The sequence below is a fragment of the Chloroflexus sp. genome, from assembly GCF_034432675.1.
Taxonomy (GTDB): Bacteria; Chloroflexota; Chloroflexia; order Chloroflexales; family Chloroflexaceae; genus Chloroflexus.
This window is the reverse complement of sequence record NZ_DAOUBI010000133.1, coordinates 1-24,390: the sequence shown is the minus strand read 5'-3', so window position 1 is coordinate 24,390 and position 24,390 is coordinate 1. Positions and strand designations below refer to the sequence as shown.

20 protein-coding genes are annotated in these 24,390 nt (G+C 57.3%); 3 read left to right on the top strand and 17 right to left on the bottom strand.

Annotated elements, in window-relative coordinates; translation table 11 throughout:
• Nucleotides 1-317: 317 nt before the first annotated feature.
• The 13 genes from VAE55_RS10005 to VAE55_RS09945 form a co-directional block, all read right to left on the bottom strand.
• Nucleotides 318-1,796 carry a hypothetical protein gene (locus VAE55_RS10005; RefSeq protein WP_322815643.1) on the bottom strand — a complete coding sequence of 493 codons (1,479 nt, stop codon included), beginning with the start codon at nt 1,794-1,796 and terminating at the stop codon, nt 318-320.
• Nucleotides 1,793-3,265: a hypothetical protein gene (locus tag VAE55_RS10000; RefSeq protein ID WP_322815642.1), complete on the bottom strand. Its 1,473-nt coding sequence runs from the start codon at nt 3,263-3,265 to the stop codon at nt 1,793-1,795. Before VAE55_RS10000 ends, VAE55_RS10005 begins: the two co-directional genes overlap by 4 nt.
• Nucleotides 3,262-4,677 carry a type III-A CRISPR-associated RAMP protein Csm5 gene (gene csm5, locus VAE55_RS09995; protein WP_322815641.1) on the bottom strand — a complete coding sequence of 472 codons (1,416 nt, stop codon included), beginning with the start codon at nt 4,675-4,677 and terminating at the stop codon, nt 3,262-3,264. The genes VAE55_RS10000 and csm5 overlap by 4 nt, the downstream gene beginning before the upstream one ends.
• Nucleotides 4,678-4,685: 8 nt before the next feature.
• Nucleotides 4,686-5,771 (bottom strand): type III-A CRISPR-associated RAMP protein Csm4, encoded by a 1,086-nt coding sequence (gene csm4 / locus VAE55_RS09990; protein ID WP_322815640.1) that lies wholly within the window; start codon nt 5,769-5,771, stop codon nt 4,686-4,688.
• Between the two features lie 17 nt (nt 5,772-5,788).
• A complete protein-coding gene (csm3, locus tag VAE55_RS09985) occupies nt 5,789-6,607 on the bottom strand; it encodes a type III-A CRISPR-associated RAMP protein Csm3 (RefSeq protein WP_322815639.1) in 819 nt (272 codons plus the stop codon).
• Nucleotides 6,608-6,624: 17 nt separating this feature from the next.
• Nucleotides 6,625-7,068 (bottom strand): type III-A CRISPR-associated protein Csm2, encoded by a 444-nt coding sequence (gene csm2 / locus VAE55_RS09980; RefSeq protein WP_322815638.1) that lies wholly within the window; start codon nt 7,066-7,068, stop codon nt 6,625-6,627.
• A gap of 36 nt (nt 7,069-7,104) precedes the next feature.
• Complete coding sequence (cas10, locus tag VAE55_RS09975; RefSeq protein WP_322815637.1) at nt 7,105-9,279, bottom strand: type III-A CRISPR-associated protein Cas10/Csm1; 2,175 nt, start codon at nt 9,277-9,279, stop codon at nt 7,105-7,107.
• A gap of 544 nt (nt 9,280-9,823) precedes the next feature.
• Complete coding sequence (locus VAE55_RS09970; RefSeq protein ID WP_322815636.1) at nt 9,824-11,044, bottom strand: FAD-binding oxidoreductase; 1,221 nt, start codon at nt 11,042-11,044, stop codon at nt 9,824-9,826.
• A 74-nt stretch (nt 11,045-11,118) separates the two neighbouring features.
• Complete coding sequence (locus tag VAE55_RS09965) at nt 11,119-11,586, bottom strand: hypothetical protein (RefSeq protein WP_322815635.1); 468 nt, start codon at nt 11,584-11,586, stop codon at nt 11,119-11,121.
• A gap of 16 nt (nt 11,587-11,602) precedes the next feature.
• Nucleotides 11,603-12,199: an SCO family protein gene (locus VAE55_RS09960; RefSeq protein WP_322815634.1), complete on the bottom strand. Its 597-nt coding sequence runs from the start codon at nt 12,197-12,199 to the stop codon at nt 11,603-11,605.
• A 256-nt stretch (nt 12,200-12,455) separates the two neighbouring features.
• On the bottom strand, nt 12,456-13,019 hold the full coding sequence (locus VAE55_RS09955; protein WP_322815633.1) for a copper chaperone PCu(A)C: 564 nt from the start codon (nt 13,017-13,019) through the stop codon (nt 12,456-12,458).
• Between the two features lie 69 nt (nt 13,020-13,088).
• Complete coding sequence (locus VAE55_RS09950) at nt 13,089-13,472, bottom strand: hypothetical protein (protein ID WP_322815632.1); 384 nt, start codon at nt 13,470-13,472, stop codon at nt 13,089-13,091.
• A gap of 274 nt (nt 13,473-13,746) precedes the next feature.
• The gene (locus VAE55_RS09945) at nt 13,747-14,991 is read right to left on the bottom strand and encodes a GNAT family N-acetyltransferase (protein ID WP_322815631.1); all 1,245 of its coding nucleotides are present in this window, start codon (nt 14,989-14,991) and stop codon (nt 13,747-13,749) included.
• A 638-nt stretch (nt 14,992-15,629) separates the two neighbouring features.
• On the opposite strand from VAE55_RS09945, the gene VAE55_RS09940 reads away from it, so the two are divergent.
• From VAE55_RS09940 to VAE55_RS09930, 3 genes are all read left to right on the top strand, one after another.
• The gene (locus VAE55_RS09940; RefSeq protein WP_322815630.1) at nt 15,630-15,875 is read left to right on the top strand and encodes a sulfurtransferase TusA family protein; all 246 of its coding nucleotides are present in this window, start codon (nt 15,630-15,632) and stop codon (nt 15,873-15,875) included.
• A 180-nt stretch (nt 15,876-16,055) separates the two neighbouring features.
• Nucleotides 16,056-17,195, top strand: a complete 1,140-nt coding sequence (locus VAE55_RS09935) for an FAD/NAD(P)-binding oxidoreductase (protein ID WP_322815629.1) — start codon at nt 16,056-16,058, stop codon at nt 17,193-17,195.
• Between the two features lie 237 nt (nt 17,196-17,432).
• Nucleotides 17,433-18,851 carry a tyrosine phenol-lyase gene (locus tag VAE55_RS09930; protein ID WP_322815628.1) on the top strand — a complete coding sequence of 473 codons (1,419 nt, stop codon included), beginning with the start codon at nt 17,433-17,435 and terminating at the stop codon, nt 18,849-18,851.
• 230 nt (nt 18,852-19,081) lie between these two features.
• Here the strand turns inward: VAE55_RS09930 and VAE55_RS09925 are convergent, their stop codons facing one another.
• The 4 genes from VAE55_RS09925 to VAE55_RS09910 form a co-directional block, all read right to left on the bottom strand.
• On the bottom strand, nt 19,082-20,731 hold the full coding sequence (locus tag VAE55_RS09925) for an amidohydrolase (protein WP_322815627.1): 1,650 nt from the start codon (nt 20,729-20,731) through the stop codon (nt 19,082-19,084).
• A 26-nt stretch (nt 20,732-20,757) separates the two neighbouring features.
• Nucleotides 20,758-21,660, bottom strand: coding sequence for an ROK family protein (locus tag VAE55_RS09920; RefSeq protein ID WP_322815626.1), 903 nt, complete (start codon nt 21,658-21,660; stop codon nt 20,758-20,760).
• A 69-nt stretch (nt 21,661-21,729) separates the two neighbouring features.
• Nucleotides 21,730-23,034: a diaminopimelate decarboxylase gene (gene lysA / locus VAE55_RS09915; protein ID WP_322815625.1), complete on the bottom strand. Its 1,305-nt coding sequence runs from the start codon at nt 23,032-23,034 to the stop codon at nt 21,730-21,732.
• On the bottom strand, nt 23,031-23,669 hold the full coding sequence (locus VAE55_RS09910) for an HD domain-containing protein (protein ID WP_322815624.1): 639 nt from the start codon (nt 23,667-23,669) through the stop codon (nt 23,031-23,033). Before VAE55_RS09910 ends, lysA begins: the two co-directional genes overlap by 4 nt.
• Nucleotides 23,670-24,390 lie beyond the last annotated feature (721 nt).

The following is a 24,390-nucleotide window of genomic DNA, read 5'->3' as shown; positions in this document are numbered from 1 at the left end:
CGCGCCGGATCGTCAGCACGGCTGGCGCGGCAGCATGGCTGCCGCACGCCAAACTGCGCGACACGCGGATGATGAGCGTATAGGACAACCCATCCAGCGCGTGGTTGATTAGCCATAGGCAACCCTGTCTGGGAACAGTGTGCCCTCTGGAACGTGCTACGACTGTGTGCGTGGCAGGATGCCGGCTGCGCACAGCCACACTTAGAAGCGACACCATACTGCGTGTTGGACAGCATATAATACCCCTTGTCACACCCGATTTGATGTAATGTGACGTATGGCCTCTACACCGGATATGCTCACCCCAAAAGCTCCACTCAGGTCTGGGTCGCCTGGAGTAAGCGATCCAGGAGCTGGTTGATGTGCTGGTAGGGTGATGGTGGCAATGGCTGACGACACACCTGTTCGTAAAGCTGTTCGAGGTGCGGAACAATCTGATCGGCAGCCGCCGGTGGCGCCTGCGGCCCGGCAAAGTCGCGGGCCAGATCCGCCTTCTGCACCCCCTCCAGATGATGGGTCAGCCTATTACGCCGCTTGACCAGTTTACCAAGCCGATCAATTGCCATCAGCAAGTTGCGTTGATCCGGTTGCGCCTGATCAAACAGGTGAGCGAGCAGTTCCTGCATCACCGAGCGGTCGACAATCAGATCGCGTTTCGGATCGCGATCCCGACTGAGGGTGAATTTCTGCTGACGCAGCCACTTACGCGCCAGATAGGTGCCATCTGGATCAATCTGCTGCTGCCGGTCGAGAAACTGTGCCCTTTGCTGTATACAGAGATAGCGTAGCAGGTTCTCTTCAAACCGTACCACCTGGGTGAGAAAGTCGGCATACAGGCCGATCTGGTAACGAGCCGCCGCTCCGTGTACCAGTTCAGCCAGCCGGCACTGGCGCACCAGTTGATCGACCGGCGCCAGTGCCAGTTGATTGACCTGCGCCAGTAAGGAATCCAGTTCAGCCTGCCACGGCCCAGCATCGCCTACCCGCTGCAGTGCGTCGCGTGCACTGGCAAAGTCGAAGTTGAAGCGGTGATGAGCGTATGCGAGCAGCGACGCTATCAGCCGCGCAGCCGTCGGCTCAAGCCTGTCGGTAATGATCGACTTGTGTTCCCGAAAGGTACGGGCGGCAGCGTCATAGGCATACGACGCAGCGTGTGAACGCAACGAAGCCCGTAACGGAGTAGCCAGCAGGCGCTTGCCGGTGTTAAGGGCAATCGGTAACTCCTGATAGGGATGGACGGAGAGGATTTCGGTCTGACCACCAAAGGTTTCGGTACCGGCAATAAGTAGACCAGTCGTCATCGCTGGGGTACCGCCGGTCACTTCAAAAAAGGCGGTATGGTGCGGGTACACCCGTCTCAACTCGGCTAGCTGTCGTTCGAGAAAGCGTAGGGTCAGGTCATAATCGGAAGGATCACAACCCTGACCATCTTCCGTCTGGATTGTCCAGATCTCGATCTGCTGCTCGTTCAGCCGTGGGTAGGGGGTGAGGCCGTCGCACAGCAGACGGGCAATAATCTGCGCCGAGTAGATGGTATCACTCGACCAGAATTGGGCGTTGCCGACGGGTGGTGGTGGCTGGTCTGAAGCGATCAGGATCACCTGGTCGAGGATGACGTGACGAGTTGCCAGGTAATGCAGAGCCTTTCTAATGATCGGCAGGCGGAAAGTGTCGCACAATTCAGGATATTGCGCTAGCGCTGTCTGCGCCCACTGCCGTTCGGAATGGAGGTTCTTGGGACGATCGGGATGCGAGACATCCCGCCCACCAACATTACAGATCAACAGTGCATTCATGTACCTCTCCGCAGCTCGCGCTGAACCGTCTCGGCAATGCGATCAAACGGCGATTTGTGAAAGGGAATATCGAGCCGTTCAATCGTCTTGTAGAGATTGGGCACAATCTGGTCAGCACCACCCTTGTAGGCGCTATCAATCGCTTCCCGCGCAACGCCGGCAAAACCGTGGGCAATCACGCTCTGGTTGCGCAATTCGGCCAGCGCGTCCAATCGGTTCAGGAATTCGCGAACCCCACTCAGCTGCTCACAGTCTTTCTTCTTGGCAAAGGGTGTGCCATCAGCCCGTGTTCCACCATTCAGGACAAACTCCAGTAACGCCTGCATCACCGGACGGTTCGGGCCATCGCGGTAGCGGAGCAGTTTGCCGTCAAAGGTACGCTGCTCGAGAAAGCCGCGCAGGGCCGGGTTGCCGTCAATCAGCTCCAGATACCGCGTCAGACTGGCGTCGCGCTGTTCTTTGCTGAAATCGGTCGGTAAACCGAGGTATTTCTCGACAATCAGTCGCAACACACCTTCCTGGAAGCGGAAGAGCCGACCGAGCATATCGGCATAACGGCCATTGCGATACGCGATGTCGGCATTGTACGCCACCTCGCGCAACAGTGCGGCGGCATCATTTTGTATCAACTTTTGCAGGTCGTCTTGCAATTCACGGCAGAACTCGCGAATGCTACCACTGGCGTGGCGTTGCGCCCGTTCGCCCGCCTGCATGGCCTGCTGAAAGTCGAAGGCTTCGCGGTAGACGGCGTATTCGAGTAACGCGACGATCCATTCGCCGACCCGGGCAGCCCGCGCACTGAGCAGCGCTGCCGGAAAGTTGCGCTGGTCAAGAGCGTTCAGCGCGTTGACCCGCTGAAAGGCTTTGCTCATCTCTTCCCCGATCCGCAATTCAGTGACCCTGCCACCTTCAGGCGGGTAGATGAAACGGCAGCGATCAGCGAAGGCAATCATCGCCTGAAGCTGAAGCGCAAAGTTGCAGGCCGGAATACCACCCGCCGTGAGAATATAACACTGATCAACCTGCTGATTGACGAAGCGCTGTAGCAGATAGGCATACGCCTCGAAGACCTCGTCGTAGACACTGGGATTGAGATCGGGGCCACGACTGTTCTCGATCCGCACGATCTCTACCTCGCTGACCTGACCGGCAAACTGTTCCCTGATCAGACGCTGCGCGATATGAGCCAACCAGATTGTATCCTTGTCGCGGAGACTGACGCCGAAGCGGTCAGCTTTAGTTGTCTCCGGATTTTCCGGCTGGTCGGTGTAAAAACAGACCAGGCGCAACTGAACACCCGGACGAAGCCTGATAATAAAGCGCAAACATGGCTCGATAATCGGCAACTCGAATTGATGTTCGGTAAAACTACGCCAGAGCTGCTCGCCTTCGGGACGTGATTTACCAGGACGTCGCCCATCGGCGATCAGATCGCTGTTACCGAGATTACACATCACCAGGATAGTCATTTGCCACGCTCCTCTATTTTCAGGCAGACCCAACCAAGCGGCAACCAGGGTTGACCGTTGCGCATGATAACGCGCCGCGACGCCGGGAAGAGATCGCCGGCTCGGAAGCGTTCAAAACGCTGGTGGTTCAGTTTCATGTTGTACCTGTGAACTGCTCTGACAAACACCTCTTCACGTGTACCTTCACGCAGGATGGTATCGAGCGTTTTGCTGCGCCAGCCGGCCCCCCAGCCGATTGGAAGCAGGAAGGCATTGGTATTCTCCAGGGCCGCCAGGCGTTCGGCCAGATCGGCGTAGAAACGGCTAATCTGGGTGGCATCGGGTCGGTTGCGAAAGAAGGCTTGTTCGCCTTCGATCAACGCCCTGGCCCGCTGCCGACCGAACGCAGCCAGTTGCGCCGGCTGGAGATATTGCGGCCAGTTGCCGAAATCGATCACCGCACGGGCAGTAGCGTCTGTGAATGGGTACTGCTCGATACGCAACGTTGCCAACAACGTCGTTCCCTCCGGGATTGCCTCGACGGTTATCGGCGAACCGCGCGGGAAGACGCGGATTTGTAGCAGTTGCGGGCTTTGCGCCACCGTCTGCGAGTCGCTGATGTGGAAGGTACGCATCACATCAAGCAGCAGATTATGGCTTACCCGCCGATCATCGCGCTGCTTGCGACCGTAGAAGATACATTGTTCAAGCGAACGTGCCGCCTGGCGTCTATCGTTGGCATTATCAAACGCATTCAACGCCTGCGCTGCCCGCTGCGGAGCCAATGCCCAAGCCAACACTGTGCGTAACGCTCCTTTCAGCGACGAGCCGGGCAGGTACAGCCGATCCGCCGGGTCTTTAACACAGGTTAGAATCTCACTCTGCCCACTCTTCACCTCCGGGCACCCGGCATACGAGTAGCGGAGCAGCCCTGGAACGGTGCGAATATCGTCTATCGTTAACAGACCGGTTTTGAACAGATCGCTAACGCCGCTGTTTTGGAGCAGTTCCTTTGGTAAAGCTACCGACTGTGCCGTTCCCAATTCGAGTTCAGCCCGTTCCTGGCGCAGTCGTTTCAGTTCTTCCCTGATGTTATGCGCTTCGGCGCTCAACCGTTGTTCCTGCTCAGCCCGCTTACGCGGGTCTTTCGGCGGTGCTTCATCGAAACGCTTGATGTCCTCGACATTTCGCTGGCGGCGCCGCAGCAGCCGCTCTTCACGTTCGGCCAGCTTCGCCAGCAATTGTCCACGGGACGGTTGGCGTTCGTACCAGCGCTGAAAGGCCAGCTCCAACACGGCGTCACTGTTGATAACATAGGTTGTCTGCGCATCGAGATAGAAATCAACCTCTTCGTGCAGGCGGCCTCCGTCCAGCACGCAGAGTGGGCTGATCACCTCAACACGCACCTGATAGACCTGATTGATCGACGGCATAGCACTCCTCACTTGCTGTCTGCCGGCAGACCGATGGCCAGGGCCATACCGCTGCGATAGATCGGATGCGAAACACTGGTATCTGGACGCACGTCGAGAATCTGCCCACCTGGTAGCCGTTCGTCGCATACCAACACCGCGCCCTCGGTGAGCATCATGACCGCCTGCCGACGGTAGGTAGAGCCATCGGCGGCCAGAAACCAGCCGCTGACCCTGGTAAGCTGGTACGTTGAACGCGCGTCACGTACCAGCGGTAGCTCGGTAGGGGTCGGAATGTAGCGCGACAGCAAAACTGCCCGCTCGTGTGGGGTAGGTAGATCGAGCGTCAGTGCCGTGCCGTGCTGCCAGGCAAACGCGCCATAGCCATTTGTGCGCTTCCCGCCCAGTCCACTCTCACCAAGGAGCGTCAGCAGATGTTCAAAAGACGGCCTGGCCTGGGCGTCGGCAAATGCAACCAGGAGAGACAAACCGACTCCAACCGCAAAACTAATCCGCCCCACTTCGTAGTAGGCTGACGCCGCACTCAGACGGTCAAGCGTGACGTGTGGGGTTGCTTCAAGCTGCCAGAGCGGGGTGGCGGTCAGACGCGCCCGCCAGGCATCGCTGCTCTCGGTGGCAGTCTGCTTCCAGGGGGCCGGCAGACGCTGCGCCTCCTTCTCGCTCAGCCAGATTTTGCCCTGCTGGATGATGATCGGGTCTGCAGGCAATTCTTCCCCTTTGCACACGGCGACAAAGAGCGCCGGCGAAAGGTAGCGCAGTTTTTTGAGCTGTTTACCGGCCAGTTCTGCCGTCGGGGGCAGCCGAATGGGCAACAAAGGGCGCGGGAGCAGCGGCAGATCGCCAATCCGCGGCAAGAGCGAACTATGGCGCAGTGGCGGTTGATCGGCAAGAAACGGCTCGACCCACACCGGCGCCCCATCGGTAGTCCGGCGCGGATCGTTCAGCGCTGCCTGCACCACCAGCGCGGCAAAGAGCGAGTCGGAGGCGAGGGTCTCGCCAGTTTCTTCCAAACCGATCCCCTGCCGGCCAAAATGGAAGCTGAGGTTCGCTGCGCCGGTAGGTGGGATCAGATGGTAGACGGATAATGTCGGCATACAATCCTCCCAACGATCTATGCCGGGTGAAAGAATGTCTGCAACGCTTCCAGCAATCCATTGCGGTCAAGACTGCGTAACTCTGCCGCTGTGAGGATAGTCGTTAATTCACCATAATGACCAGATTCGAGCTTACGCGCGAGGACGGTGATGTCGCGCAGCCGTACCTGACCATTCCCACGCGACCCCATCCCTCCCAGGTAATCGTCTTCGAGGTAGGTGAATGCCTCGTAGACCGCACCAAATAGATTGATCACATTGGTCAGTTGTTCGCCATTGCCGACGTAGAGACTGTAGACCACCTCTGCCGGGCCGAAGACGGCTCCTGCCGGTACCCGCTCGATCTGTCGTGGCGCAGCGGCTGAAGTTACTCGGTCAATCGACGCCTCCCACTTGATCTCGGTATAAGGCAGATCGGTGCGCAGCCGGCGTAGCTCCTGTTCAGACTCCCTGGTCAGCGGTACGTCACGCACGATCAGGCGAGTCGGGACATCGATGGTAAGCTGTTCATGATTGGGTAAAGTACCGAACACACCGGCAATCTGGTAGTAACTCTTATATTCATTAGGATTCGTTGGTACGTGAACAAAGACACCTTTGTTGATCCTGAATGTCTGCGGTGCGCCGTAAACCTTCTCCATCAACGAGCGCAACTTGCCTTTGAGCGATGAACCAGGAATATAGGGTTGATTGGTGATTGGATTACGGACAACCGGTTTATCCAGACCGCCAATTTCCAGACCACCGGCCGCACCACCGATATGTAGGCCGGTCAACAATTCAATATTTGCACGTAACACAATCCGACCGTGCAGTGTGACCATGCGCGTGCTCATGCCTGATACCTCCCTGACTAATTCGTCTTGCCACCATGGCAACGGTGATAGGCCAGAATAGCCTCGAACAGATTGACAAAGGTTTGGAAGCGGTTCTTATCGTTTCCAATCAAATCAATCGCCTCCGAGAGCGTTTCCACCAGCGCCTTTAATGCCTCGTCGTTGCTAAACCGCCCGACCTGATAAGCCATTTTGGGCTTCAGCATCAACAGACGACGCTGAACGTCAAGCGAAAGCTGTTGATCGGTCGGGAGTACATCCTGCTCAATCGAGCGCACTTCACCGAAAATATTGCGGATTTGCGATGTGGTCAGAGACTTACTTAACCCTTTCCCAAATCGATCTGCTTCCTCCACTAGTAACTTTACCGCCTCTTCCGACGATTCGGTCATGATGCGCCGCAGGTTTTCCGGCGAAATCCGCTTGACTCCTGCAGCTTGAGGATTTAACGAACGACCCATTGTCATTGCTTACCTCCCTGTTTTGACTACCAGCCCCTACTTGCTCCCCCGTAACAACAACTGTGCCCAGCGTGCGGCCAGGCCAGCCGGAATCACCATCCGTTGCATAATTGCTTCCGGGCTGATCAATTGCTCGCGCAAGTCAACCACTCGTGACCGAATGGATTCGGGAGAACGATCGGCCATGCGCGTCAACTGGTACGCCCCTTGCCACACCCACGGGCCAACCGTTAACTGGGCAGCACCGTCACGGTTATAACGGGTGCGGCTGAGCAAAGCCATCCGTTGTATCGTCATCAGCAGACCACGCGGTGCGCCTTCCGCAATGAGATCAAGCAACTTATCTTTGAAGCAAGCCGCCTGAGCAAAGGCGTCCCAACTCAGGGTCTGACCCAAGAACGTAATCGCATCTTTGCTTCGACCGTCGGGATGGCGATACGCTTTCGCCGCATCTAACGCATTGCCGGCGTCTTCCGCCGCCTGGTAGAGCGGATAACCGGCTTGATGTAAGGTGATCCCGGCAGAGAGACTCACCGGCGGCTTCGCCGTTGGCTTGGCACCGGTGGTATAACGAATAAAATCATCGCGTATCTGCTGCGCTAGCTCCGGGATGAGGTGCCACGATCCGACCAGGAACAGATCATCGCCACCGCTGTACACGGCGTAAATCCCGCCCTTCCCCTGCTGATTCCGCCGCCGACACAACTCACCGACCCACCCCTCAAAAAACCGGCTCAAGGCGCTACTGAGCGCCGCCGTCACCGCCAGACCACCCATGCCGGCAGGACGCTGCAAACCTTTGCCAAACAGATCACCGAGATTGTCAACGTCCATACGCAACACCGCAATGCGCGGGACTCCATCGCTCAGGTGCGCGAGGAGATTGAACGGTGCGACATCACCGACACGTATTTCTGATGCCTGAGCGGAATCGATCTCGCGGTAGTGCGCAAGATCGTCCGCTTGCAACCGATAGGCTTCAGTAACGGTGTAGCGCTGACCGATTGCGCCGACTTCTTCGGCGGTCAATTGCTGCACCACATCATCGTTCAAGGCCAACAGGCGGCGGGACGATACCGACCCCTTCGTCGATGAAGATTCCTCGATGAGCCGATAATCCACACCCAGCGCTGTGATTGCCCGCCGCCACGTGGCACCATCACTCTGGGATGCGGTAAGATTGACTTCCAGCACTGCGGCCCTAGTCAATTGCCGGCCCAGCTCTGCCAGCGACTCACCGAGGGCATCGGGCGCGTCGCTACCATCGCTACGAGGTGGGCGCGGCGGGCGGGGCCGAAACATCCGGGCAAATTCGCTATCGTCGAGGGCGGCGAACCGACGCCGCTTGTCGTGGTCAATTGCTTCGCTCAGCTCACGCCAAGTTTCATCGGTATACTGTTCCGGGGCAAACGGTCTGGTTGATCCCAGCGCCAGGTAGAGCGAGCCGTCATGCGATTGCAGGAGTATGTGACCGAGATGCCGCCGCCACTCCAACACCTGTGTGGCAACGCTACCCGGCAGCACAGCATAAAAGCGGCCACCACCGGCGTACAGCAAATTACAGAGCGGCATTCTACTATTGCGCAACACCCAGTAAGCGCAGGCTTCGGTCAGCAACTGCAAATAGAACGAACGACCACGCAACTGGCGTGCCGCTCCCGCAGCCGGGATGCTGTAGAGGAACTCTTGCAGACCTGACAGATCACCCCCTAGCAGACAGATCAGGCCGTCCGTTGTCGCTGACTGCGCTGCCTGCACGGCGGCGTGCAGCCGGGCCAGGTCGTAGAGCGAGACACCGGGTAGGGGCGAGGGCCAGGCCCAGGCATACCGTTGCAGCGTAATGAGTAGACGTTCCAGACGTCGGCTTGGGTCGGTTTCACGCTGCGCCGCTGCCAGCCCGGACTGTAATGCCTGTTTCAGTTCATCCGATGGTGGTTGCGCAGTCGCTTTCGGGAAGAGCACCTCTTCGCGGCAACGGAGCATGGCCGGCGGTTGCCAGCAGTCTTTGACGCCGGCCCGCAGGCGAGTAAAGACACTGGACAGGGCCGGTTGCAACGGCGGCCAGGTTACCTGTGGTTGCTGCCCGACAACACGCCATGCCGATTCCCGTAGCGACTCGCTGACGGCATCATTACGCTCACCGAGGGCGGCCAGTGTCCAGGAGTGCAAAACCTGCCAGGCAACGGTTGAGGGGTCTTCAGCATGTGTCATTCCAGTTACTCCATGCTATGTCACGATCTTCTCTGTATAGTGTAGCAAATGATAGCTTCACAAATGTGGATTTGAATCTGACAAGAGGATGAAGATTTTGTAAGGAAATAGGAGATAGGAAATAGGATGTAGAAAGCAGAGCATAGCGTTTGTATAGCGATGTTTATAGTTGTGAAAGGCGTTGAGTTATAGTTATTATATCATATCAAATCTGGGTGCAGAAAAGTCATGCACGGAGACAGTGCTGATCTACCCCTGGGAACGCGCACCTCCGGCTCGCTCTTCACCTTGCAACGACACACCATGCCCGATGCCGGCGGGATGCTGCAACCATGAACCGGTTTGTGACAGTGGGTGCTATTCGGCACAAGAGGTTTCCGCCCGATCACATCATTCCCTGGCCCCCTCCCAACCTCCCCCCGCTGGGGGGACGTGACGCAGGTGATCCCCCGCTGGAGGCACGGGCAGGCTGGGGTGGAGATGTGCTCCCGCCCTCAGTGGGGGCGGGCCGGGGTGGGGACGGGTTGCAGGGAGTCCTGAACTATCACTCCACAGCTAACGTTGGACGGTCGATCCTAAACGGGGCGAGCGCAGAGGGGATGGTACCGCTCTGCACGGCTTCGGCCAGATGGCGACCAACAATAGCCGCAAATGGCATGCCGTGACCGGAGAAGCCACCGATAGCGAAGAGACCGGGCATGGGGTTGACCACGATTGGCAGATAGTCGGCGGTGAAGGCCATTGCTCCTGACCAGCGTCGTTCGATGGTGATGCCGGCTATGGTCGGGAAGAGACGGCCCAGACTGGTCTCAAGCGCCCCCTGGACTTCAGGACTAACCTCGCCGGGCTGTACCCCAACGTCGTGATTGGGTGCGATGGCCCGACAGCCACCAAACAACACCTGTCCGGTCACGGTCTGTTGACCATATTCACCGGTGGGAGTGAAGCTGGCGCCGAAGCCACAGGCAATGAACGATTCAACCGGTACCGTGCAGAGTACTTGCCCGCGTACCATCGTAATCCGCCGGGCAAGTTCCGGTAGCACCTCACCACTCCAGGCATTCACAGCAATCACTGCCGCAGCAGTGTCGATGATGCCGCGATCTGTGATCAGGCGTAGCCTGCCGTTGTCGGTGATCGCCTGGCGAAGGGTGACACCCCAGCTACACAGGGCACCATTACGTTGCGCAGCGGCCAGCAACCCATATACCAATCGTCCGGAATGGAGCGTCCCGGCAGCCGGGTTGAAGCGGGCACCGCTGACAGCAGCCCCTAGCGGAATCGCCACCAGTTCCTGGGCAGTTGCGCGGTCGAGCAATTGCGCCGGAAAGCCATCACCCTGCAATGCCGCGACTGTTGCGCCGGTAATAGTCAGTTGCGCTTCACCAATTGCCAGATTGAGATTGCCGTGCAGACGAAGATCGCACTCAATCTGTTCTTGCCGGATCAACTCGACCATGAGTTGCTGCCCGCGCAAGCTCAATTCGTACAGTTCCCGAGTCGTCGCCGCACCATAACGGGCAATTGCCGCAAGGTAATTCTCGGCCAGACCAGCAGCAAGGATGCCGCCATTATGGCCACTGGCACCCGCTGCCGGCCCGTATTGATCGATAACGAGTGGTCGTAGACCGGCCCGCGTGAGCCAGAGGGCTGTCGCCGCACCAACTACGCCGGCACCTACGACGACCACGTCGGCGGTTGATGGTAGATCGATGCACGGCAGTGGTGATTGATGAAGGGTAGCATGCCAGTGTGAACGCAACATACAATCATCCTGTTGTCTGAGAACTACGGAAGCCCATAGTATTGTACCGTAATGCTCATCCAACCGACCAATGATCACCGTACTTCGATGCGCAACTGTTCACCCTGATGGATAGAACAGATCAATTCGTAGACACCGGGGCTCCAGTACCGTTGCACAAACCGTTGCCCGGGAACGATGCGGAATGGGCCAATCGTGACTTCAGCGCTATCGTTATTCTGGATCACGAGCGTATCATGCTGACGAAGGTCGATGATAATCGTCGAGGGAAAGATATTCACTTCTTCACCTGCGGCCAGACGTGCTGCTGTACCGGGTGGAATTTCAAACACCAGTTGCCGCTGACGATTGGTCATTGCCTGCCAGAGGAGACTCCCACCAATCGCGATCATGGCTATGGCAACTAAGAGCACGACAATACGAGGTGTGAAGCGACTGACAACCGGCAGCCGATGTTGGGAAAGGTGCAGCATCTGTTTGAAAAACACCTGCTGGTGGCTCATTTCTTCACGTATTGCTTCATTCGTACTCGGTGTTGTCATTGCACGCACTGCCAGTCTACCCACGTGGTGGATTGCGCAACAGCGCCTGCACATCGCTCACAATGTCGTCCACCGGTGTACCATGTGCCCAGAGCAGTCGCCAGTTGCCGGCCTGATCGATAGCATAAATGTAACCAGAATGGTCAATGGTATAACCCAGACCCGAATTGGGGAGCTCGCGTTTGATGGCCGTTACCCCATAGTTTTTGTAGACCTGTTCCAGCACCGTTCGATCCCCGTTCAAGCCCAGAAACGTTGGGTTAAACGCTGCTAGGTAACGTTGCATTAAATCAGGTGTATCGCGTTCAGGATCAACCGAGACAAACACAACCTGCACCTTTGTCGCATCATTACCAAGCTTCTCCATCACCCGCTTCAAATCACCAAGTGCCGTCGGACAGATGTCAGGACAGTGCGTAAACCCAAAAAAGATCAGGACAATCTTGTCACGATAGTCGCTGAGACGGAACTCATTCCCAAACTGATCGACCAGTGGTAGCTCTGGGGCTGGATTCGGCGGTTCGAGCACGGTGCCGCGAAATTCATATGTGCCACAACCGCTGAGCAGCAGTGCGCTCAATACGGCAAGAATCAAGGTGATAAGATGCTTCATGTCGGTTACCTGCACTACACTGATAGGGCGGAGATGGACGGCGGCCCATCTCCACGCTTTGCCTGTGTATCACATTCAAGGACAAACAGAAATATCGCCCAACCCAACCTCTACCCTTTCGGAAAGACTTCATTCGTGCCTCTCATCCCCCCTCTCCCGCTACGCGGGAGAGGGGCCGAGGCTGAGGGCATCTAGGTTATCGCCAGACTATTTCTCGAAACATGCGAGCATGCGCTGTCTAACTCGACCAAGCTACCTACGGCTTGCGTACCGGCGCCTTGACATCAATGGTCTGTCCGCTCCGAGTGGTGAGTTTGATCATCACTTCATCACCCTCTTTGAGATCACGGTTCAGACCGATCAACATCACGTGGAAACCACCCGGCTTCAGTTCAACCTGGCCATTGGCCGGCACCTCGATAGCCTCAACCTGCCGCATCTGCATCACATTGTTTTCCATTATCACGTTATGCAGTTCGACCGTCTTTGCCACATCGCTCTCAGCCTTCACAATCGCGTCCGCAGCACCATTGTTGACGAGCACCATATACGCGGCGCTAACAGCGGTATTCCCGTATTCGTTCCCATGGCTATGGCCACCGTCACCCTCCATGCCGGCCATCGGGGTAGCCATATTGTCCATATTGCCCATATCCCCCATCGCGCCGGATTGATTACCGGCTACGTTCATCATCGCGGCCCGCACCCACGGATCGCGCACTGTAATCCCACCGCTCGTTACCCCACTCTGATTTGCCCCACAACCGACCAATACCACCAGTAAGGCTACTGTAACTGACAGAGAAAAGAGACGTCGCATTGTAGCACCTCGCAACGTAAAGATAAAACAAGACACGACAATTACACCCTGCCCAGGCTTCCGTATCGTCTATCCAACTAACAGGCCGGGGCGGGGCGTGCGAGGTGGCGGCGGTTCAGGAGCGTGCAGAATTGAACGGAGAGTATCGTTATCAACAGTGCTGATCCGCTGGATCACGATTGAGCCAATGGCAACAGCAATCAGTAACAGCGGCAATACGTCATACCGTACCGGCGGAGCCGGCGTATCGGCGTGGTTGGCGTGACGATGAGGCGCATCGCACAAGAAATACTCTACCCCTGCCCTGTTCACCGACGACAGATGCAGGCAGTGGATGATACACGAGAGCGCCGGCCACGGCCCGATCAGAAAGGCTAGCGTCCATAATATGACGGTGCGGCTGAAACGGAGCGGCACCTGGTTTGCGCTAAAATGCACAATCATCACCAGCATTATACATCAAACTCGCTCCACCTGCGGTATAGATGTCTTCACCATTGCGCAATTCTGTTTTCCTGACACCAAACCTGGCACGATGTAATATGTAGGATTTCTTCAGGATGCATCCTTCTGCTGTCTCAGCTCCCTTGCCTGAAAAATATCCGCGTCTATCCGCTCAATCCGCGTCTATTCGCGTCCCATGGGTGCGGATGATCGCACACCAGATAGCCAGTTCCGACGGGATCGCGGGCGACGGCGGAGATCACAACCCGAAAAATATCCGCGTCTATCCGCTCAATCCGCGTCTATCCGCGTCCGATGGGTGCGGATCACGGATACTCACGGATTCCCACACCCACGATCCCGCCGGTTTCCCGATCAGATAGCCGGTTCCGGCGGGATCGCGGGCGACAGTGTAGATCACGTATTTTCCCGCATCCCAGCCAATCCACTTCGCAAAGAGTTCATCCGTTGCATCGCGCCACGCAATTGCCAGGTTCCGATCCCGATGCTGAAGCTCTGTCCACTGCTGAGGAATGGCAATCGCAATCTGCGCCGGCGCATGGGGTACACGCAACAGACGGGGGCCGTCGTTGAGAATGGCAATATCCGGCAGATCGGTGATCAGGAGACGATCCCGTTGATTATGTAAACCCTTACTACCATGCACGCTGGCCGGCAGCCAGGTGATCCCAAACCGAGAGGCTGTTACCAGATTCAACTCATTGTGTACCGGATAGTAGCCACGTACAAACTCACCGGCTACCGCATGCAGATGATTGAAATTGAGCAGTGCATTCGGCAACTGCAAGGGATCAACCGTCCAGTGAATACAGCGCACCCCCTGACCCAGCGCCAGACGGGCCTGTTCCTGTTTCAAGCGAGTTGCCAGCCCGTGGTTGCGATACGCAGGATCAACGGTCATTACCTGCGACTCGATTGTCAGATCGTTATCGGCGATAGGATGGCAACCGAAACGCCAGAAGCCGAGCAAAAACCCGGCCACCTGACCATCTACCGTCGCCACCAGCGCCGTGCCGAGAGCAAACTCAGCACTAAACAGGTCGGTTGGATAGGGCTGGCTACCCCACACGCTACGGTAGAGCGCTGTAATCGCCGCTGTATCATCAGCCTGCGGTGTGCCAATCCAGAGACCGGCTGGACGTGGTCGTTTGGGGGCAAACGTCACCCCATCGGCTGGCCGATACACCGTGGCCGGCGTCGCAGCGATCAGGGCTTGCAGCGCATCATCAGGCAACCGTTCGTGTAGCTCGTGGAGACGCATGGTGTAATGGCGCTGACCGTTGATGACTGTGCGGGGAAACAGCATTCCAAACCCGACCGTGCAATCGCCTGCCCGAAACTCAACCACGATCCCGCCCATACGGGGAAAGGTGCTCTTGACAAAATGGGGCGGGATGAGCGTCGGGTTTTGCGGTGCGCCCGACTGTTGCCACAAGCGATCAATGGTTGCGCTCCAGGCCGGTGCTGTTGGGTCGAGATAATGCGCAGTGAGTGTGGAGTCTGTCATAATCGAGCCAGGTGCTATTGCCGGTCAATGGTATGGACATCCCAGGTTGCTACCTTTGTCACCATAGAGACACGGAGGACACAGAGGATGTGGATAACCAGGATTGCTACCGTGAGACGTGACATAGCACGTCCATGGGAGCTGACTGCTCCCCAAATCATTCATGCGGTTACGCTATACAGTGTTGAGTACAACGTCGTGCTGTTCATCCTGGCCTTCAGCCTCCGTGGCTTGCTTACAGCATAGGTAGCAACTTGGGTTATTATAACGTCAATACAACGTCAGTCTGATTGTCACCGGCATCACCATCAACTACTCATTGCCCCCAACCCTCCCCTCCCGCGCCCGCCAATGCTGTATCGCATGGTTTGGCGTGCAGAAGTATAGCAGTATAGCTTCTACATCCTCTCTCACCCCCTGCTTTCTCGCCCCTACCTCCTACCTCCTACCTCCTATCTCCTCCCTCCTATCTCCTCCCTCCTATCTCCTCCCTTCTATTTCCTCCCCTCCTCACCCACCCCGCAATAGTTACAACTCGTACAGAATATGTTGTCGCATCTTTCTGTTTAAGCTCCAGGCAAAATGCTATCCTTATCACAAGAAATGTAATCGGTCAGCGTTGACCGCAGGAGGCAACTATGACAACCCCAAACGTAACTATCGACAAAGAGATTGATGCCCGTGGTAGCCATTGCCCTGGGCCAATGATGGAACTGATCCGCGGTATCAAGAGCATTCCCGTCGGTTCAGTGGTTGCCGTCCTATCGAGTGACCCTGGTTCAGCCAGGGATATTCCGATCTGGGTGCAGAAGGCTAGTCACGAGTTTATTGGTGCCTTCCCCGCACAGGGCTTCACCCGTTTTGTTGTGCGGAAAGTGCGTTGATGCACGTTGATCCAGGTTCGATACGAGCACGCGCCCATCAAAATAATGCGGCGCAAGGTGGATATTGGTTTTAATCTGTACCTGGAGCCTGTCCGCCAAAGTCTCTCTAACCGGTGCGAAGGCAATGCCTTCGCGCAACCCGGTATGGTTGTGCGGCTAAGCTCTTAGAAGGTAACTACAATGACAACGAAACAAATTGTTGTGTTAGGTGGTGGCGTCGGCGGTACCCTGGTCGCGAATCTACTGGCCGGACAGTTGACGTGCAAGCAGGCGCAAATTACGTTGATTGATCGTACCGGTAAGCACGTGTATCAGCCCGGCTGGCTCTACGTCCCGTTCGGTGGCCCACCTCCAGAGAGCTGGGAACGCAGTGAACGCTCACTGTTGCGACGCTCAGTAGACCTGATTATCGGTGATGCTGTGTGCATCGAACCGAATGAGCGGTATGTCGAGATGGCAGATGGCACCCAGATACCGTTTGATTACCTGATTATCGCTACCGGTGCACGCCTTGAACCATCTGCTGTCCCTGGCTACACGGAAGGGGCACACCATTTCTACAGCGCCGAAGCTGCGCTCCGTCTCCACGCCGCACTGCGTGAGTTTAACGGTGGGAAGGTTGTGATCGGCGTGGCCGATATTCCTTACAAATGTCCTCCCGCGCCACTGGAGTTCACGTTTATGCTTGAGGATGAACTGCGGAAACGTGGCCTGCGCGAGAAGACCGAGATCACCTATCTATCGCCGATTGGCCGGGTTTTTACTATCGAGAGCGTTGCCCAGTTTGTTACCCCAATGATGGAAGAACGGGGGATTAACTACGAACTCTTCTTCAACACCGAACAGATCGATCCGGTTGCGCACACCATCTCATCACTCGAAGGAACAACGCTGCCTTACGATCTGCTGGTGCTGGTGCCACCGCATCGGGGAGCGCGCATCATCAGCGAGTCGGGACTGGGGGATGAGCAGGGTTGGTTGCCAACCGACCGTGAAACACTCCAGCACAAACAGTTTCCCTATATCTACGGCCTGGGTGATGCCACCGATCTGCCGGTTAGCAAGAGCGGTGCCGCCGCTCACTTCGAGGCGAAAGTGATCGCCCACCGGATCATCGGCGAGATTAAAGGTAAGCTGAGCGACGAACGGTATCAGGGTCAGGTGATGTGTTTTCTCGAAACCGGTTATGGGCAGGCGACGCAACTGGTCTTCGATTATAACCATCCACCGCAACCACCCAAACCGAGTGCGTATTATCACTACGAAAAGGCTCTGCTCAATCGCGCCTACTGGCATTTAGTACCGACCGGTATCGTGTGATCACATCGACACCCCATGACGATACCGCACGGTTATCACTACGACCGGCGTTCAACCCTCGTCTGATTGGCAGTGGGCGGGTAACTGGTACTGGCAAACGCTGGCGGATGGAGAGATGGTACCTGGACGATCTCTCCATCCACCATCCAGACCCACAACAACCGTGCCCGGTTATCGGAGGTGTCGTACCGCTGAACCCACAACAATGGCGTTGGGAGCAATTGCAGCGAGGTATCTATGCAGGAACAAGACTACCCCCGTACAATGGGGCAACAATTCGGTCGGCGGTCGTGGGCCGAGCCGTGGAAGATCAAGATGGTTGAGCCGCTGCGCATGACCAGCCAGGCCGAACGCGAGGCGGCGCTCAAGGCTGCTGGTTACAACACGTTTCTGCTGCGTTCTGAAGATGTCTATATCGATCTGCTTACCGATAGTGGTACCAATGCCATGAGCGACCGGCAATGGGCAGCCCTGATGATGGGCGACGAGGCATACGCCGGGAGCCGCAGTTTTTATCGCCTGGAAGCAACTGTCCAGCAGGTGTATGGCTACTGCCACATTATTCCCACCCATCAGGGACGGGGTGCCGAGCATCTGATCAGTCAGGTCGCTATCCGCCGCGGGCAGTATGTTCCCGGCAACATGTATTTCACAACCACCCGCCTGCACCAGGAGCTGGCCGGTGGCATCTTTGTTGATGTGATTATTGACGAAGCGCACAACCCCCAAAGCCAGTATCCGTTCAAAGGCAACGTCGATCTCGACAAACTACAGGCACTTATTGATAAGGTTGGCCCGCAACAGATTGCCTACATCAGTCTGGCCGGTACCGTTAACATGGCTGGTGGGCAGCCAGTCAGTATGGCAAACGTCCGCGCCTTACGCGCATTATGTGATCGGTACGGGTTACGCATCTTTCTCGATGCCACGCGCCTGGTGGAAAATGCCTTCTTCATCAAAGAACGTGAACCCGGCTACACCGAACAGAGTATCGCCGCGATTGTCCGCGAGTTTTGCAGTTACACCGATGGCGCATGGATGAGCGCAAAGAAGGACGCGCTGGTGAACATCGGTGGCTGGTTAGCGCTCAACGATGATCAACTCGCCGATGAAGCCCGCAATCTGGTGGTGGTGTATGAAGGACTGCACACCTACGGCGGCATGGCCGGGCGCGATATGGAGGCGCTGGCGGTTGGGATCGAGGAATCGCTGCAAGAGGATTACATCCGTGCCCGTATCGGCCAGGTGCGCTACCTCGGCGAACTGCTCCTCGACTGGGACATCCCCATCGTAGTTCCGATTGGCGGTCACGCGATCTTTCTGGATGCACGCCGGTTCTATCCGCACCTGCCGCAAGACCTCTTCCCTGCCCAGACACTGGCCGCCGAGTTGTACCTCGACTCAGGGGTGCGGGCGATGGAACGCGGTATTGCCAGCGCTGGACGCGATCCCAAGACCGGGCAGAACTACTATCCCAAACTGGAATTAACCCGGCTGACCATCCCGCGCCGAGTCTATACTCAGGCCCACATGGATGTTGTAGCCGAGTCGGTGAAGGCAGTGTACGATCAACGTCATCAGGCCCGTGGCCTGCGGATGGTCTACGAACCACGGTACCTCCGCTTCTTCCAGGCCCGGTTTGAACCGGTGGAATGACGACCGGACGGTAAATACTGGTGACGTATAGTCACCTTCCCTGTCGCCCAACATCAGGGGGCGCATAGCCATGCGCCCCCTCACAAGACCCGCTACTGCACACGCTGTTTTTTGCCATCACCCAGGCTCCACACCTGAGCGACACCCCACCGTGCGTAAGCGCCGGTATCGCTCTGGAGGGGGCGTGCTCTCGCCCCCACCGGGACGGGCCGCGGTGAGGACGTGTCTCATCACCGCTCACCAATCATCCCTTCACGGGTATACACTACACGGCCACCGAGGATCGTCATCTCAACCTGAATCTCTTTTATCTCTTCAACCGGACAGGTGAAGTAATCGCGATCCAGCACCACCATATCGGCCAGAAAACCGGGCGCCAGCGGGCCTTTCAGATGCTCTTCGCGCGTCAACCAGGAACCGGCTACCGTGTAGGCAAAGAGCGCCTCTTCACGACTAACCGCCTGATCCGGTGCGATGAGTGTTCCCTTCCAGGTCTTTCGGGTGACTAAACTGTACAGCCCAATAAACGGATTGAAGTGGACGGTACTCGGCACATCGCTGGTCGCAATCACCCGAATCCCGCGATCAAGGTAGGTTCGCATCGGCTTGTAGCGGGCAGCCAGCTCAGGGCCAACATCGCGGAACAGATCATCGCCTTCATAATAGATGAAGGTTGGCTGAATCACCACGGCCAATCCATAGCAGGCCATGTGTTGCAGACTCTCTTCGGTGGCAAAATAGCCGTGAATGAGATTATGGCGATGTTCTGCCGGATGCGCCGCCAGCACATCAGCAAACGCACGGGCCGCCTCGTGATGCGCCCGGTCGCCAATTGCATGAATACCGATATCCCAACCCAGCGTATGCCCAAGGGTAAAAAATTCGCGCAGGTCTTCGGGATCGAGACGGTTGTAATCGTAGACCCGATCCTCGCCTACAAACGGCTGAAACATCCAGGCCGTATGCGAGGTCGTTCCGCCATCAATCGCCATCTTCAGGCCACCGATGCGAAGCCATTCATCACCCAGACCGCTCAGACCACCCAGTGCCCTGGCACGGGCATCGAGTTCACTGCGCGTTTCACTCTCGCGAAAGCCATGCCACGAGATGAGCAGATTCACGCGCACGGGCAAACGACCGGCACGTCGCGCTGCCAGATAGGACTGAATCTCCCACGGTTGCAGGCCTGGATCGAGAATGCTGGTAATCCCATACGCCAGATACGCCCGCCCGACCATGTCCAGCGCTTCAACGCACGCATCCTGCATTGGACGCGGGATCAGGCGCCGGCAGAGTTCCTTTGCCGCTGCCCGCAGAATCCCGTTGGGTGTACCGTCCGGCTCACGTTCGATCTTGCCACCTGCCGGATCAGGCGTACTAGCTGTTATACCGGCTAACTCCAGTGCCCGCGAATTCACCACATCCATGTTGAAGAACCGTTTGAGGAGCACCGGATGTGCTGTCGTCGCCGCGTCGAGATCGTGACGATTGGGTAATCGGCCTTCTTGAAAGAGCGACTCGTTCCAGCCCTCACCAATGATCCAGTGGCCAGGTGGGGTAACCGCTGCCGCCGCCCGCACCCGCTCAAGCATACCGGCGATGGACGTACAGTCATCGAGGCCGATCCGCTGCAACTTCAGGCCCATCTCCAGCATATGGTTGTGGGCATCGTGAATGCCGGGAATAACCGCCCGCCCGTTCAGGTCAATCCGCGGGGTTGCCTGACCGGCCAGCGCCAGCACTGCGGCATCGTCACCGATTGCCACAATCCGGCCATCTTTGCAGGCGACGGCACTGCACTGTGGCAATTCCCAGTGGAGCGTATACACGACAGCGTTGTAGATGATCAAATCAGGAGCCAGATCACGGGCTATCAGCATAACGCTTCCTTTCTATGCCGGGCCGTCTATACCGCACCTGCCCTATGCATCGCCAGCGCAATTGCCCCCAACACACCGGCCCGTTGGCCCAGCGCAGGTGGCACAATCAACCTGTCAGGGTGATCGAGAATGTGAGGATGCTGCAAGTAACCATTCAGCCAGCGCTGCGTTGCGGCCCGCACCAATGGAAACATCTGCGGCTGACTCATCACCCCACCGCCGATGATGATGCGTTCCGGTGAAAGGATGCAGAGCAGATTTGCCATCGCCTGACCGAGATAATCGGCTTCGAGTTCCCACGCTGGATGGTCAGCCGGCAGCTCCTCAGCCGGAGTCTGCCAGCGTGCCTTCAGCGCCGGCCCACAAGCCAACCCCTCCAGACAATCGCTATGGTACGGGCAGATACCGATGAAGGGATCACGCACCGGATCACGTACCACCCGCATATGCCCCATCTCCGGATGGATCAACCCGTGTACCAGCTTCCCACCAACTACTGTGCCGCCGCCAATGCCGGTACCAACCGTAATGTACACTGCCACATCGCAATCACGCGCTGCACCCCATTGCCGTTCACCGAGGAGCGCAACGTTGACATCGGTATCGAAGCCTATCGGTCGTCCAAGCGCCTGGTACAGTGTCTTCACAATATCAGTGTGCGCCCATCCTGGCTTCGGTGTCGTCGTGATTGAGCCATACGACGGCGAGGCCGGATTGAGATCGACCGGACCAAACGAACCTACACCAATGGCTGCCAGACGTTCTGATTCGTGGGCGCGAAAAAAGGCGATGGCATTGGCCAGCGTCTCGGCAGATGTCGTCGTTGGGAAACGAACTTCAGCCCGAATATCATCTGGCCCGGTTCCAATTGCACAGATCCACTTGGTTCCACCAGCCTCAATTCCACCGTAGAGAGGGGCATGCATCATACGAACCTCGCTTCTACCACGAGCAGTTCAGATCGCACCTGCTCCGATCTAACGATACAGGCGTACCTTTCACCGATCCAGCAACAGATCACGGGCCAACACATCGTCTTCTGTTTCCCGACGCTGGATCAGACGTGCCTGTCCGTCGGCAACCAGGACGAGTGCCGGACGCGGTACCAGATTATAGGTACTGGCCATACTCAGCGTATAGGCACCCGCTGTTGCCACGGCCAGCAGATCACCCGGCTGCGCAGTCGGCAGCGCAATATCGCGTAACAACACGTCACCCGACTCGCAGTAACGTCCACCGACATTGGCCGTCATCGCTGGCGGTGAAGCCGGCTTATTGGCCAGAACCGCACTGTAGCGCGCCCCGTAAAGGGCCGGACGAATATTGTCGGCCATACCACCATCAACATGCACCCAGTGCTCACCCTTACGACCTACCACGCGGTACAAAGCCACACCGGCCCGGGCAACAATGGAACGGCCTGGTTCGACGGTCAAGCGCGGTAACGATAACCGGTATCGTTCACAGGCTGCACACAACGTCGCACTCACCACCTGCGCATAACGATCAATACCGGTTGCCGGCTGGTCAGCAGTGTACGGCACACCCAGACCACCACCAGGACTAAGTTCGACCGGTGCCACCCCAAAGCGATTCCATAACCGCGCAGCCAGCGCCACCAACACCTCAACGGTCGCCGTCACCTGTTCAAGCGCAAAGAGTTGCGAGCCGATATGCGCATGCAATCCCAACCAGCGCAGGCCGGGTGCGGCCAGGGTTTGGGCGACAGCCTCATCAAGCGCCTCCAGGGGCAGGCCGAATTTTGCCGTGGCGCTCCCTGTAGCGATATGCGAGTGCGTATCCGCTTCGATAGCGGGCGCCACGCGCAACAAGACGCCCTGCGGTGTGGTGAGATGGGATGTCAGCGCACAGAGTCGCTGCAATTCGTCAAGGTTATCAACGACAATCGCCCCAACCCGCCACGCAATCGCCCGCTCCAGTTCCTGATCACTCTTCGCATTCCCGTGGAGGTGAACCCGATCCATCGGTAGACCTGCTCGCTGCGCCACCAACAACTCGGTTGCGGAAACGACGTCCAGTCCCAGTTCTTCTTGCGCCACGATCTGGGCCAGCGCCGTATTCAACAGCGCCTTCCCGGCGTAGTGGACGATTGACGGGCCAGGGTAGGCGGCGGCAAATGCCTGCCGATAGGCACGCATAGCACCGCGCAGCGTCAGATCATCAAGCAGATATAGAGGAGTTCCAAACTGTTCGGCCAGCGCAACCGTATCGCAGCCGCCAATCCACAAATGGCCATCAACAACACTTACCGTCTCCGGCCAGACATGCGACACCAGTGTCATGCGTTATTCCCTGCCAGACCCAGCCGTGGCGCGGCTGTGCGCAGTGCAGCAATCACCTCGCCGATCAGCGCATCCAGCTCCATACCAATGACTTCAGCGCCATGCACAATACCTTCGCGGCTGACTTTGGCAGCAAAGGCTTTATCTTTCATCTTTTTGCGCACTGACGAAACTTCAACGCTATGAATGCTCTTGTCAGGCCGCACTAATGCGACCGCAGTCACAAAACCACTCAACTCGTCAACCGCATACAGCGTGCGCTCAAGCGGCGACTCAGGCGCGATCCCGCTATAATCGGCATGGCTGAGGATAGCGCGCAAGACTTCAGGCGACCACCCGGCACTGCGTAGATAGGCAACACCGTAGAACGGGTGCCCCGGCAGTTCGGCAGGTACCTCTTCGCCCCGCAACAGCGCCTCGGCAATTGCGGTTGTCGCCGGCCCGGCCTCCGGCATGTGGGGGTAGCGCTCAAAATCAAGATCATGAAGCAGCCCAACCGCTGTCCATAAATCGACGTCAGCCCCTTGCTTTGTCGCAAAATGAGTCATACAGGCCGCAACCGCCTCGCAATGCTTCCGCAGGCTATCCGAGGCGATCCACTCATGCATAATCTGACGAGCTGTATCGGTGAGCATCACGGCTCCTCTTATCGTAGATGAAGGAACGAGTACCCTGTTCCTTCATCATACCACGTTTACCCGAAAGCTATACAATCTGTCCAGGCAACGCATACTGGCGAACTTTCAAACTTATGTCATAAAACCTGTGCTATCGTGCTCCCAAGCAGTCGCACAAGCGCATGAACGCTCACCAATCACCAACGATAGCCGATCCTGCACCTGGCCCGTTGGCAGAGAGCAGCTCTAATCGTGCCATCACGTGCTGGATTGTTTGCCTTACCCATTTGTCATAAGCGTGTTGCGCGGTATGGAGTGCGGCAGCCATGCTGCCGCAGCAGCCGTGCTCACGATCCGGCGCGTGTCACACCGTTAACCCTGCCGTTCACGGGGATGCTGTGTGTGCTCATAACGATTGTAGAGTCTCTGTCAGGCTAGGCAACGATCACACCAGCACTACCCCTGAGCGCAGATGTGCCGACCCGGCCTTCCCGCTGCGCACACCGTGGGATCACATACCGTTACCAGGCAGAATTGACCGTCTCGCCTGGTATGGAGTGCGAGAGCAGGGCTGCCGCAGCAGCCCTGCTCTCGATCACGTGCGTGTATCAGCGGTTTCCCCACAACTCACGGAGACAACACGCCTGTAGAACGGTCCGGCTGTTTAGAACTTATTTCATAAAAAGTTGTACTGTCGCGCTCGAATAACCATCTCCGGTGCTATCACGCGCTGGATTGG

Bases quoted from the DNA above. Each gene is read 5' to 3' on its own strand.
- VAE55_RS10000 (WP_322815642.1), bottom strand. From the start codon at position 3,265: ATGACTATCCTGGTGATGTGTAATCTCGGTAACAGCGATCTGATCGCC.
- VAE55_RS09910 (WP_322815624.1), bottom strand. From the start codon at position 23,669: ATGCTCACCGATACAGCTCGTCAGATTATGCATGAGTGGATCGCCTCG.
- VAE55_RS10005 (WP_322815643.1), bottom strand. From the start codon at position 1,796: ATGAATGCACTGTTGATCTGTAATGTTGGTGGGCGGGATGTCTCGCAT.
- VAE55_RS09935 (WP_322815629.1), top strand. From the start codon at position 16,056: ATGACAACGAAACAAATTGTTGTGTTAGGTGGTGGCGTCGGCGGTACC.
- csm4 (WP_322815640.1), bottom strand. From the start codon at position 5,771: ATGCCGACATTATCCGTCTACCATCTGATCCCACCTACCGGCGCAGCG.
- VAE55_RS09970 (WP_322815636.1), bottom strand. From the start codon at position 11,044: ATGTTGCGTTCACACTGGCATGCTACCCTTCATCAATCACCACTGCCG.
- csm5 (WP_322815641.1), bottom strand. From the start codon at position 4,677: ATGCCGTCGATCAATCAGGTCTATCAGGTGCGTGTTGAGGTGATCAGC.
- VAE55_RS09965 (WP_322815635.1), bottom strand. From the start codon at position 11,586: ATGACAACACCGAGTACGAATGAAGCAATACGTGAAGAAATGAGCCAC.
- VAE55_RS09945 (WP_322815631.1), bottom strand. From the start codon at position 14,991: ATGACAGACTCCACACTCACTGCGCATTATCTCGACCCAACAGCACCG.
- VAE55_RS09940 (WP_322815630.1), top strand. From the start codon at position 15,630: ATGACAACCCCAAACGTAACTATCGACAAAGAGATTGATGCCCGTGGT.
- VAE55_RS09920 (WP_322815626.1), bottom strand. From the start codon at position 21,660: ATGATGCATGCCCCTCTCTACGGTGGAATTGAGGCTGGTGGAACCAAG.
- VAE55_RS09950 (WP_322815632.1), bottom strand. From the start codon at position 13,472: ATGCTGGTGATGATTGTGCATTTTAGCGCAAACCAGGTGCCGCTCCGT.
- lysA (WP_322815625.1), bottom strand. From the start codon at position 23,034: ATGACACTGGTGTCGCATGTCTGGCCGGAGACGGTAAGTGTTGTTGAT.
- csm2 (WP_322815638.1), bottom strand. From the start codon at position 7,068: ATGGGTCGTTCGTTAAATCCTCAAGCTGCAGGAGTCAAGCGGATTTCG.
- cas10 (WP_322815637.1), bottom strand. From the start codon at position 9,279: ATGACACATGCTGAAGACCCCTCAACCGTTGCCTGGCAGGTTTTGCAC.
- csm3 (WP_322815639.1), bottom strand. From the start codon at position 6,607: ATGAGCACGCGCATGGTCACACTGCACGGTCGGATTGTGTTACGTGCA.
- VAE55_RS09930 (WP_322815628.1), top strand. From the start codon at position 17,433: ATGCAGGAACAAGACTACCCCCGTACAATGGGGCAACAATTCGGTCGG.
- VAE55_RS09925 (WP_322815627.1), bottom strand. From the start codon at position 20,731: ATGCTGATAGCCCGTGATCTGGCTCCTGATTTGATCATCTACAACGCT.
- VAE55_RS09960 (WP_322815634.1), bottom strand. From the start codon at position 12,199: ATGAAGCATCTTATCACCTTGATTCTTGCCGTATTGAGCGCACTGCTG.
- VAE55_RS09955 (WP_322815633.1), bottom strand. From the start codon at position 13,019: ATGCGACGTCTCTTTTCTCTGTCAGTTACAGTAGCCTTACTGGTGGTA.